The sequence below is a fragment of the Rhizobacter sp. Root1238 genome, assembly GCF_001425825.1.
Lineage (GTDB): Bacteria > Pseudomonadota > Gammaproteobacteria > Burkholderiales > Burkholderiaceae_C > Rhizobacter.
In genome coordinates this window covers 146,081-157,704 of the sequence record NZ_LMDM01000034.1, presented here as the reverse complement: position 1 = coordinate 157,704, position 11,624 = coordinate 146,081, and the positions used below count along the sequence as shown (strand labels likewise).

Here is an 11,624-nt window from a genome sequence, read left to right as displayed (position 1 = left end):
ATCGTTCAATGGATCACATCCGAAATTTTTCCATCATTGCCCACATCGACCACGGCAAGTCGACGCTGGCCGACCGGCTGATCCAGCGTTGCGGCGGGCTGAGCGATCGCGAGATGGAAGCGCAGGTGCTGGACTCGATGGACATCGAGCGCGAGCGCGGCATCACGATCAAGGCGCAGACCGCCGCGCTCACGTACCAGGCGCGCAACGGCCAGACCTACCAGCTCAACCTGATCGACACGCCGGGGCACGTCGACTTCTCGTATGAAGTGAGCCGCTCGCTGTCGGCCTGCGAAGGCGCGCTGCTGGTGGTCGACGCGAGCCAGGGCGTCGAGGCTCAGACGGTCGCCAACTGCTACACCGCGATCGAACTCGGCGTGCACGTGATCCCGGTGCTGAACAAGATGGACCTGCCGCAGGCCGATCCGCAGCGCGCGAAGGACGAGATCGAGGACGTGATCGGCATCGATGCGACCGACGCGATCCCGTGCAGCGCCAAGACCGGCGAGGGCATCGACGACATCCTCGAGGCGGTGATCACCCGCATGCCGCCGCCGCAAGGCAACCCCGACGCGCCGCTGCGCGCGATGATCATCGACTCGTGGTTCGACAACTACGTCGGCGTCGTGATGCTGGTGCGCGTGGTCGACGGCGAGCTGAAGAAGGGCGAGCGCTTCAAGATGATGGCCACCGAGGCGGCCTACGCCGCCGAGCAACTGGGGGTCTTCACGCCCAAGTCGCTGTCGCGCGATGCGCTGCGCGCCGGCGAGGTCGGCTTCGTGATCGCCGGCATCAAGGAACTGCAGGCGGCGAAGGTCGGCGACACCATCACGCTCGAGAAGAAGCTGCCGAACAACGCCGGGCCGGCCAGCCAGGCCTTGCCCGGCTTCAAGGAAATCCAGCCGCAGGTGTTCGCGGGCCTCTACCCGACCGAAGCCAGCGAGTACGACCAGTTGCGCGATGCGCTCGAGAAGCTGAAGCTGAACGATTCGTCGCTGCGCTACGAGCCCGAGGTGAGCCAGGCGCTCGGCTTCGGCTTCCGTTGCGGCTTCCTCGGGCTGCTGCACATGGAGATCGTCCAGGAGCGGCTCGAGCGCGAGTTCGACCAGGACCTCATCACCACCGCGCCGAGCGTCGTCTACGAGGTCGAGCTGGGCGACAAGACCGTGATCCAGGTCGAGAACCCGTCGAAGATGCCCGACCTCGGCCGCATCAACGAGATCCGCGAGCCGATCGTGACGGTGCACCTCTACATGCCGCAGGACTACGTCGGCCCGGTGATGACGCTGGCCAACCTGAAGCGCGGCAACCAGATCAACATGGCGTACCACGGCCGCCAGGTCATGCTGACCTATGAAATGCCGCTGGCCGAGATCGTGCTGGACTTCTTCGACAAGCTGAAGTCGGTGTCGCGCGGCTACGCGTCGATGGACTACGAGTTCAAGGAGTACCGGGCGGCCGACGTCGTCAAGGTCGACATCCTGCTCAACGGCGACAAGGTCGACGCGCTGTCGATCATCGTGCACCGCACCCAGAGCGCGTACCGCAGCCGTGCGGTGGTGGCCAAGATGCGCGAGCTGATCTCCCGTCAGATGTACGACGTGGCGATCCAGGCCGCCATCGGGGCCAACATCATTGCGCGTGAGACAATCAAGGCGCTGCGAAAGAACGTTCTCGCCAAGTGTTATGGCGGCGACGTCTCGCGCAAGCGCAAGCTTCTCGAAAAACAAAAGGCCGGCAAGAAACGCATGAAGCAGATCGGCTCCGTCGAGGTGCCCCAGGAAGCGTTTCTCGCCATCCTCCAAGTGGACGATTGATGGGCTCACTGATGGGTTCTCTGACCGGCGTGCTCTACGGCGCCCTGGTGGTGTATCTGGGCGGCTGGTACCTCGGCAAGTGGACGGGCAACTTCTCGCTGCTGCTGTTCATCCTGACGGTCGCGACGCTGGCCTACTGGCTGGCCGAGCGCTTCCACTTCGCGCCGCGCCGCGCGGCGGCGGCCGCCACGCTCGATCGCCAGGATGCCGAACGTCGCGAGCGGCTGGCCGCGCAGGGCATCGCGAAGGTCGACGACAACGTCGCCCAGGCGCGCGACACCTTGCTGATGCAGCCGTGGTGGCTCGACTGGACCGCCGGGCTGTTCCCGGTGATCCTCGTCGTGTTCCTGTTGCGCTCGTTCCTGTTCGAGCCGTTCAAGATCCCGTCGGGTTCGATGGTGCCGACGCTGCTGATCGGTGACCTGATCCTGGTGAACAAGTACCACTACGGCATCCGGCTGCCGGTGATCAACAAGAAGATCATCCAGATCAACGACCCGCAGCGCGGCGACGTGATGGTGTTCCGCTACCCGGCCAACCCGAGCATCGACTACATCAAGCGCGTGGTCGGCGTGCCGGGCGACCAGATCGACTACCTGAACCAGCACCTGTACGTGAACGGCAAGCTCGCCGACACGCAGCCGCTGGAACCGTTCTACGACGAGGATGCCGTGCGTTTCGCGCCGCAATACACCGAGAAGCTCGGCGCGGCCACGCACCGGATCCTGGTCGACACCAAGCTGCCGAGCTCGGCCGCGCCGCTGTTCGAGTTTCCCTTCAAGGAAAACTGCCGCTACAGTGCGGAAGGCGTGCGCTGCAAGGTGCCACCGGGCCAGTACTTCATGATGGGCGACAACCGCGACAATTCGCAGGACTCGCGTTTCTGGGGCTTCGTGCCCGACCAGAACATCGTCGGCAAGGCCTTCTTTGTCTGGATGAATTTCGGCAATCTCAAGCGCGTCGGTTCGTTCAATTGAGTGGGAGCAACAGGTAAATGACGATGGAACTTCGGACGATCGAATCTCGCGGCCAGGCGCGGCAAGCTGTCCACCGGCGCGGGCCGCAACGCGGGGTCACGTTGTTCGGCCTGATGTTCTGGGCCATCCTGATCGGCATCGTCTCGCTCATCGGCCTGAAGGTGCTGCCGACCCTCAACGAGTACTTCACGATCAAGCGCTCGATCGAGAAGATCGCGATGAGCGGTGCCTCCACCGTGCCCGAAATCCGCACCGCCTTCGATCGCCAGAAGGACATCGAGTACTCGATCGTCTCGATCGGCGGCAAGGACCTGGAGATCACGAAGGTCAACGACAAGGTCGTGATCGCCTTCGCCTACAACAAGGAGATCGAGCTGATGGCGCCGGTCTTCCTGCTGCTCAAGTACGAAGGACGCTCGCGGTAAGGGTTCGCCCGACTCGCGCTCTTTCGTCATCAACCGGCTTCGCGCGTGGATGCCCGACTGACCGCCCTGCAGAACCGCCTGGGCTACCGCTTCACCCAGCCGGACCTGCTGACGCGCGCGGTCACGCACCGCAGCTTCGGGGCCGACCACAACGAACGGCTCGAATTCCTCGGCGACGTGGTGCTGAGCCTGGCGATCAGCGACCTGCTGTTCGAGCGCTTCGCCGGCTCCGACGAGGGCGACCTGACCCGCGTGCGGGCGCACCTGGTGCGTGAAGACACCCTGCACAAGGTGGCCGTGCTGATCGGCCTGCCCGAGGTGCTGCGCCTGAGCGAAGGCGAAGCCCGCGGGGGCGGCGCGCAGCGGCCGTCGATCCTCGCCGACGCACTCGAAGCCGTGATCGGTGCCGCCTACCGCGATGGCGGTTTCGAGGCCGCACAGGCGCTGGTGCAGCGGCTGTTCGGCGAAGTCATCGAGACGACCGATCTGGACAACTGGTCGAAAGACGCGAAGACCGAATTGCAGGAGTGGCTGCAGGCGCGCCGCCTGCCGGTGCCGGCCTACCGCATCGTTGCCACCCGCGGGCAGGCGCACGCGCAGACCTTCGAAGTCGAATGTGCCGTCCCGGCCCTCGCCCTGACCGAAACCGGCGAGGGCCGCTCGCGCCGCGCCGCCGAGCAGGAAGCCGCGCGCGGCATGCTGGTCGCGCTGAAGGCGAACGACAAGCCCGGCAGTGCGTTGCGTTCCTGACGCCCCCGACGACCCTCTCCTGGTTCCCCCGCATGATCGACATCCCCGAAACACCTGCCGAAGACGACGGCGACACCGGTACTGGCGATGCCGGCACCGACGACACCGGCCGTGACGAATCCGCTGAGGTCACCACCCGTTGCGGGCTGATCGCGATCGTCGGCCGCCCGAACGTCGGCAAGTCGACGCTGCTGAATGCGCTCGTCGGCCAGAAGGTCAGCATCACGTCCGCCAAGGCGCAGACGACGCGCCACCGCATCACCGGCATCCGTACGGTCGACGACACGCAGTTCGTGTTCGTCGACACGCCCGGCTTCCAGACGCGCCACAGCGCGCCGTTGAACCGCACGCTGAACCGCACGGTGCATGGCGTGCTCGGTGATGTCGACCTGGTGCTGTTCGTCGTCGAGGCCGGCCGCTTCGGACTCGACGACGCGAAGGTGCTGGCGCTGATGCCGGCCGGCAAGCCGGTGATGCTGATCGCCAACAAGCTCGATGCGGTGCACCGCCGTGCCGACCTGGTGCCCTGGCTCAAGGGCATGCAGGACCGCCACGCCTTCGCCGAATTCGTGCCGCTGACCGCCAAGAAGGACAGCGACGTGCAGCGCCTGCTGGGTATCGTGAAGCCCTACCTGCCGCAGCAGCCGTGGTTCTACGAAGAAGACGCACTGACCGATCGCAGCGACAAGTTCCTCGCGAGCGAGATCATCCGCGAGAAGCTGTTCCGCCTGACCGGCGACGAGCTGCCCTACACCTCGACCGTCGTGATCGACAAGTTCGAGGAAGAGGGCGCGCTGCGGCGCATCGCCGCGACCATCATCGTCGAGCGCGATTCGCACAAGGGCATGGTGATCGGCACCGATGGCGAGCGCCTGAAGCGCATCGGCTCCGAGGCGCGCCAGGAGCTGGAGCGGCTGATGGACGGCCGCGTGTTCCTCGAACTGTGGGTGAAGGTGCGATCCGGCTGGGCCGACGACGAAGAGCATCTGCGCACCTACGGCTACGAGTAGCCGCCGCGCATGGCCACCCGCCCCGCGCGCCCGCCGGCCACGCAGGCGGCCTATGTGCTGCACCGCTACGACTGGAGCGAATCCAGCCTGATCCTCGACCTGTTCACCCGCGAGCAGGGCCGCATCGCGGTGGTCGCGAAAGGCGCCAAGCGACCGTACTCGCAGCTGCGCCCGGTGTTGCTACCGTTCCAGCGCATCCAGGTGACGCTCGGCAAGCCACCGCGCGCGGCGGAATCGTCCGCCGGGTCGTCCGGCGAATCGGCCAGCGACGTGCAGACGCTGCGCGGTGCCGAATGGGCCGGCGGCCATGCGATGCTGACCGGCGCGGCGCTGTTCAGCGGCTTCTACCTGAACGAGCTGCTGATGAAGCTGCTCGCCCGCAGCGACGCCCATCCGATGTTGTTCGATGCCTACGCGCTGACGCTCGCGCTGCTGGCATCGACCGACGACGGCGCCGTGCAGACCGCGCTGCGGGCCTTCGAGCTGGCGCTGCTGCAGCAGGTCGGCGTGCTGCCCGACCTGAGCCGCGTGACGATGACGCAGGACGAGGTCGACCCCGCCGGCCGCTACCTGCTGCTGCCCGAACAGGGCGTCGCGACCTCGCGTGGCCGCGAGAACGAACTGGCCGGCCAGACGCTGATCGGCCTGCAGGCCGCGCTGCAGCACGGCAGCCTCGCGGCACTGCAGCAGGCCTGCGCGCCGGCGCTGCAGGAACTGAAGCTGCTGCTGCGCGCGCTGCTTCACTATCATCTGGGTTCACCGGTGCTGCGCACGCGGCAGGTGATGCTCGACGTGCAAGCCTTGGAGCGCTGACACCATGAACCCCTTCCAGACGAGCGGCGATGATCCGCACCGCGGCCGGACCGCGTTGTCGGTCAACCTGAACAAGGTCGCGCTGCTGCGCAACACGCGCCACCTCGGCATCCCGAGCGTGACGCGTGCCGCCGAACTCGCGCTGCAAGGCGGCGCGCAGGGCATCACGGTGCACCCGCGGCCGGACGAGCGGCACATCCGGGCCGCCGACGTCTACGAGCTCGCCGAGCTGCTGCAGGCGACGCCGCACATCGAATACAACATCGAAGGCAACCCGTTCCACAACCTGATGGACTTCGCGCGCGAACTGAAGCGCCGCGGCTTGCCTTTGCACCAGTGCACCTTCGTGCCCGACAGCGTCGAGCAATCCACCTCCGACCACGGCTGGCGCTTCCCGGAAGATGCGGCGCGCCTCGCGCCGCTGATCGCCGAGGTGCATGCGCTGGGCGTGCGCGTCAGCCTCTTCATGGACCCGCAGCCGCAGGCGATGGCGGCGGCCCGCGAACTGGGCGCCGACCGCGTCGAGCTCTACACCGAAACCTTCGCCAGCGCACACGGCACGCCGGCCGGCGCGGCGGTGCTGGCCGGCTTCACGGCCACCGCCGAGGCGGCGTTGCGTGTGGGCCTGGGCGTCAACGCCGGCCACGACCTGAACCGCGCCAACCTGGCCGATTTCCTGCGCGCCGTGCCCGGCGTGCAGGAGGTCTCGATCGGCCATGCGCTGGTCGCCGACGCGCTCGAGCTCGGCCTGGTCGAGACGGTGCGCGACTACCAGCGCTGCATCCAGATGTCGGCCCAGACGGCGTCACCGCGGTGATCTACGGCATCGGCACCGACATCTGCGACGTGCGGCGCATCGCCGCGACCTTCGATCGGCGCGGCGAGCGCTTCGCCGCCAAGGTGCTCGGCCCGCAGGAACTGGCGGTGTTCCATGCGCGGCGCGCGCGCGTCGAGGCCCGCGGCATCAGCTACCTGGCGACCCGTTTCTCGGCCAAGGAGGCGTTCTCGAAGGCCATCGGCCGCGGCATGCGCATGCCGATGACCTGGCGCGCCTGCGAGATCCTCAATGCGCCGAGCGGCAAGCCCGAGATCGTGCTGCACGGCGAGCTGGCCGCCTGGTTCGCGGCGCGGCACCTGGTCGCGCACGTCAGCGTCACCGACGAAACCGACTACGCGGCGAGCTTCGTCGTCGTCGAAACCCAGCAACCCTGAATGCGGAAAGAACCAGCATGAGCGAACACGCCCCGGTGATCCTCGACATCGCCGGCACGGCCCTGACCGACGACGATCGGCGGCGGCTGCGCCATCCGTTGACCGGCGGGATGATCCTGTTCACCCGCAACTGGATCGACCGCCGCCACCTGACCGAACTGACCGCCGAGGTCAAGTCGATCCGGCCGGACGTGCTGATCACCGTCGACCACGAAGGCGGCCGCGTGCAGCGCTTCCGCACCGACGGTTTCACGCACCTGCCGGCGATGCGCGAGTTCGGTGAGCTGTGGATGCGCGATGCGATGCGCGCCGTCGATGCGGCCACGTCGGCCGGCTACGTGCTCGGTGCCGAACTGCGGGCCTGCGGCGTGGAGCTCAGCTACACGCCGGTGGTCGACCTCGACCATGGCCGCAGCCAGGTCGTCGGCGACCGCGCGTTCCACCGCGATCCACGCGTCGTCGCGATCCTCGCGCAGGCGCTGTCGATGGGCCTGCTGCGCGCCGGCATGGCCAACTGCGGCAAGCACTTTCCGGCGCACGGCTACGCGGTGGCCGATTCGCATGTGGCGCGCGCCGTCGACGACCGCGCGCTGCAGCAGATCCTCGACGAGGACGCGAAGCCCTACGACTGGCTGTCGACCGCGCTGACCTGCGTGATGCCGGCGCACGTGACCTTTCCGCAGGTCGATGCGGTGCCGGCCGGTTTCTCGTCGCGCTGGCTGAAGGAGATCCTGCGCGGCCAGCTCGGCTACACCGGCGCGATCTGCTGCGACGACCTCAGCATGGAAGGCGCCCGCGTCGCCGGCACCGCGGTCGAAGCCGGCATCGCCGCGCTGAACGCCGGCTGCGACCTGGTGCTGCTGTGCAACCAGTCGAAGGTCGACGGCGGCCGGCCGGTCGACATGCTGCTCGACGGCCTGGCGCAGGCGCTCGCGCAGGGCCGCTGGCAGGCCGATGCGAACAGCGAGACGCGCCGGCTGGAGTTGTTGCCGCAGAGCTCGCCGCTGCCGTGGGACGAGTTGATGCACCAGCCGTCCTACCAGAACGCGCTCGAACGGCTGCCCTGAGCTGGCCGCCGCTCGCGCGCATGCCGCGCCCATGAAAAACGGCGCCCGAAGGCGCCGTCGTTCACGCTGTCAGATCGCGTTCAAGCCATCGGCTTGCCGGACTCCGATTCGAACGGCAGCTTGACCTGCGACAGGTCCTTGCGCGTCTCGACCAGCACCAGCGGACCTTCGTCGATCGCGACCGGCGGGCGGGGCTCGCGCGGCACGTGGATCGGCTTCGGCTCGCGGGCCATCGCTTCCTGCACGGCCCGGATCTTGTCGGTGTCCGAGTTGACCCATTCCAGCCCAGCGGTCTGAGCGACCGACTGCAGGTCGGCCAGCGGCAGCACGAAGCGTGCGGCCGGCGCAGCGACCGGCGCTGCGACGGGCGCGGCGACCGGAGCCGCCACGACCGGCGCTGCGGCCACCACCGGAGCGGCGACCGGCTCAGCGGGCGCGGCGACCGGCGCTGCAACGTACGCCTGGACCGGCGGCGTGTAGGCCGGCGCTTCGGCGATCTCCGGGCGGTACACCGGTTCGGCCACCGCAGCGGCCGACGTGTCGCCCGCGGCGCCGGCTTCGGCACCTTCGGCCGACGGTGCGACGCCTTCGGTCTCGTCGCGCCGCTCACGGCGCTGGCGATCCCGGCCGCGGCCACGGCGGCGCCCATCGCGCTCGCCGCCTTCCGGCGTGGCGTCGCCGCCCTCCGGTGCGCCGGCGGATTCGGCGCCGTCGGTCGGCTGCGCAGCGGCATCCACCGCCCGCTCGGCGCGCACCGCAGCGTCTTCACCTTGCACGTCGGCGGCCAGTTCGGCACCGCCCTCGTTCACGACCGCTTCGCCGTTGCGGGCTTCATCGCGGTCGCGGCCACCTCGGCCACGACGACGGCGACGGCTGCCTTCACGGGCCTCGCCGCCTTCGGCGTCGGGACTCGGCACGGTGTCGCTGAAAGCCTGTGCCGGGGCGACTTCGGCCACGGCGCCATCGACCGGCGCGTCAGCCGGACGGCGTTCACGCTCGGGGCGCGGACCGCGGCGGCTGTTGTCGCCACGACCTTCACCGCGACCTTCGCCACGGCCTTCTCCGCGCGCTTCGCCACGCGGCGGACGCTCGTCCGTGCGCGGTGTCACTGCGGCGCCACCGGCTTCGACGCCGGCCGCGACTTCCTCGACCCGCTCGGCGCGGCGGCCGCCGCGTTCATTGCGATCGCCCCGCTCCGGACGCTCGCCGCGTCCTTCCGGACGGCCTTCGGCGCGCGGCTCACCGCGGCCTTCGCCACGCCCTTCACCGCGGCCGCCTTCGGGACGGCCCTCGCCGCGGCCTTCGCCACGATTGCGGTCACCGCCGCGCTCGCCACGGCGCCCATCGCGCTTGCCGTCGCGTTCGGCACGGCCGTTGCCGCGACCACCGCGATCACCACGTTCACCGCGGCCATCGCGCTTCGCGCCGGCCTCGCCGGTGGCGGCCGCTGCCGGGGCCTTCGCCGCCGGTGCGGCCTCCGGCTCGCCGGCGCCGAACAGGCGCTTGACCCAGCCGAAGAAGCCGCCACCGGCGGGTGCCGCAGCCGCGACCGGTGCCGGCGCGGGTGCCACGGCCACCGGTGCCGCGACCGGTGCGGGCGCGGGCTTCGGCGGCACGATCGGTGCCGGCGTTTCCGGCAGGATGCCCTTGATGACCGGCTCCTGCTTCGGCTTGGCCTTCTCGCGACGCGTGATGCCGACCTCGTCGTCCGGCTCCTCGATCATCGAGTAGCTGACCTGCAGGTTCTCCAGGCGCGGGTCGTCGTGGCGCAGGCGCTCGAGCTTGTAGTTCGGCGTGTCCAGGTGCTTGTTCGGCACCAGCAGCACGGTGATGCGCTGCTTCAGTTCGATCTTCGTGATCTCGGTACGCTTCTCGTTCAGCAGGAACGAGGTCACCTCCACCGGAACCTGCACGTGCACGGCGGCGGTGTTGTCCTTCATCGACTCTTCCTGGACCATGCGCAGGATCTGCAGCGCGCTGGACTCGGTGTCGCGGATGTGGCCGGTGCCGTTGCAACGCGGGCAGGTGATGTGGCTGCCTTCGCTCAGTGCCGGGCGCAGGCGCTGGCGGCTCAGTTCGAGCAGGCCGAACTTGCTGATCGAGCTGAACTGCACGCGGGCGCGGTCCTGGCGCAGCGCGTCGCGCAGCCGGGTCTCGACCTCGCGGCGGTTCTTCGACTCTTCCATGTCGATGAAGTCGACGACGATCAGGCCGCCCAGGTCGCGCAGCCGCATCTGGCGCGCGATCTCGTCGGCAGCTTCGAGGTTGGTGCGGGTCGCGGTTTCCTCGATGTCGCTGCCGCGCGTCGAGCGGGCCGAGTTGACGTCGACCGAGACCAGCGCCTCGGTGTGGTCGATCACGATCGCGCCGCCCGACGGCAGGTTCACCGTGCGCGAGAACGCGGTCTCGATCTGGTGCTCGATCTGGAAGCGCGAGAACAGCGGGGCATCATCGCGATAGCGCTTCACACGTGCGGCCGATTCCGGCATCACGTGGTTCATGAACTGCATCGCCTGGTCGTAGATGTCGTCGGTGTCGATCAGGATCTCGCCGACATCCGACGTGAAGTAGTCGCGGATCGCGCGGATCACCAGCGACGACTCCTGGTAGATCAGGAACGCACCCTTGCCGCCCTGCGACGCGCCGTCGATGGCGGTCCACAGCTTCAGCATGTAGTTCAGGTCCCACTGCAGCTCGACGGCGCTGCGGCCGATGCCGGCGGTGCGGGCGATCAGGCTCATGCCCTTCGGGTACTCGAGCTGGTCGAGGTTTTCCTTCAGCTCCTCGCGCTCCTCGCCCTCGATGCGCCGGCTGACGCCGCCGCCGCGCGGGTTGTTGGGCATCAGCACCAGGTAGCGGCCGGCCAGCGAGACGAAGGTGGTCAGGGCAGCGCCCTTGTTGCCGCGCTCTTCCTTCTCGACCTGGACCAGCAGCTGGTCGCCTTCGCGGATCGCGTCCTGGATGCGCGCATTGCGGGCGTCCGTGCCGTCGCGGAAGTAGTTCTTCGAGATTTCCTTGAACGGCAGGAAGCCGTGGCGGTCTTCGCCGTAGTCGACGAAGCAGGCTTCGAGCGAGGGCTCGACCCGCGTGACGACGGCCTTGTAGATGTTGCCCTTGCGTTGCTCGCGGCCTTCGATCTCGGTCTCGAAATCGAGCAGCTTCTGGCCGTCGACGATCGCGAGGCGACGCTCTTCGGGCTGCGTCGCATTGATCAGCATGCGTTTCATGTGCGCTCCTTCGCCACCACCGCGCCGTGTTGTGCGCGAGTGGCAGCCATTCAACATGCCGCCTCTGAAACCTCAGGGGCGACTCATCGATGCACGAGAAACGTGGATGAACCGGAAGGAATCGCCCTGGACTGCGTTGACGCGGGATCGATCAGTGGATCGGCCGGTCAGGCAGCGTTGGCGCATGCGAGACAGTGGGCGCTGCGGGGCGCGAGGCCGGTGTTCGAGGCACGACCCCGGCACGGCCGGCCAGCGCAGACCCGCAGGCACGAGGCCGGGTTGCGGTGCGCAAGGCACACGGTGGGCAGTGGTGGAGGGTGGGAGCC

Annotated in this window: 10 protein-coding genes; 9 read left to right on the top strand and 1 reads right to left on the bottom strand. The window is 68.4% G+C overall.

The window, feature by feature from the left end:
* Positions 1 to 8 precede the first annotated feature (8 nt).
* Genes lepA through nagZ form a run of 9 tightly spaced genes read left to right on the top strand, consistent with a single transcriptional unit; the run spans position 9 to position 8,071 of the window.
* The gene (lepA, locus tag ASC98_RS22035) at positions 9 to 1,817 is read left to right on the top strand and encodes a translation elongation factor 4 (RefSeq protein WP_056815786.1); all 1,809 of its coding nucleotides are present in this window, start codon (positions 9 to 11) and stop codon (positions 1,815 to 1,817) included.
* Between the two features lie 11 nt (positions 1,818 to 1,828).
* Positions 1,829 to 2,794 carry a signal peptidase I gene (lepB, locus tag ASC98_RS22030; RefSeq protein ID WP_056816043.1) on the top strand — a complete coding sequence of 322 codons (966 nt, stop codon included), beginning with the start codon at positions 1,829 to 1,831 and terminating at the stop codon, positions 2,792 to 2,794.
* A gap of 23 nt (positions 2,795 to 2,817) precedes the next feature.
* Positions 2,818 to 3,219, top strand: coding sequence for a DUF4845 domain-containing protein (locus ASC98_RS22025; RefSeq protein WP_082542012.1), 402 nt, complete (start codon positions 2,818 to 2,820; stop codon positions 3,217 to 3,219).
* A gap of 45 nt (positions 3,220 to 3,264) precedes the next feature.
* Positions 3,265 to 3,969: a ribonuclease III gene (gene rnc / locus ASC98_RS22020; protein ID WP_056815783.1), complete on the top strand. Its 705-nt coding sequence runs from the start codon at positions 3,265 to 3,267 to the stop codon at positions 3,967 to 3,969.
* 32 nt (positions 3,970 to 4,001) lie between these two features.
* Positions 4,002 to 4,979, top strand: a complete 978-nt coding sequence (gene era, locus ASC98_RS22015) for a GTPase Era (RefSeq protein WP_082541995.1) — start codon at positions 4,002 to 4,004, stop codon at positions 4,977 to 4,979.
* A 9-nt stretch (positions 4,980 to 4,988) separates the two neighbouring features.
* Positions 4,989 to 5,792: a DNA repair protein RecO gene (gene recO, locus ASC98_RS22010; RefSeq protein WP_056815780.1), complete on the top strand. Its 804-nt coding sequence runs from the start codon at positions 4,989 to 4,991 to the stop codon at positions 5,790 to 5,792.
* Positions 5,793 to 5,796: 4 nt separating this feature from the next.
* Positions 5,797 to 6,609 carry a pyridoxine 5'-phosphate synthase gene (locus tag ASC98_RS22005; protein WP_056815777.1) on the top strand — a complete coding sequence of 271 codons (813 nt, stop codon included), beginning with the start codon at positions 5,797 to 5,799 and terminating at the stop codon, positions 6,607 to 6,609.
* Entirely contained in the window at positions 6,606 to 7,004 is a 399-nt protein-coding gene (gene acpS / locus ASC98_RS22000; protein ID WP_056815774.1) for a holo-ACP synthase, read from the top strand. The genes ASC98_RS22005 and acpS overlap by 4 nt, the downstream gene beginning before the upstream one ends.
* Positions 7,005 to 7,021: 17 nt before the next feature.
* Positions 7,022 to 8,071 carry a beta-N-acetylhexosaminidase gene (gene nagZ / locus ASC98_RS21995; protein WP_056815771.1) on the top strand — a complete coding sequence of 350 codons (1,050 nt, stop codon included), beginning with the start codon at positions 7,022 to 7,024 and terminating at the stop codon, positions 8,069 to 8,071.
* An 80-nt stretch (positions 8,072 to 8,151) separates the two neighbouring features.
* Here nagZ and ASC98_RS21990 read toward each other — a convergent pair whose 3' ends face one another.
* On the bottom strand, positions 8,152 to 11,298 hold the full coding sequence (locus ASC98_RS21990; protein ID WP_056815767.1) for an Rne/Rng family ribonuclease: 3,147 nt from the start codon (positions 11,296 to 11,298) through the stop codon (positions 8,152 to 8,154).
* Between the last annotated feature and the right edge of the window lie 326 nt (positions 11,299 to 11,624).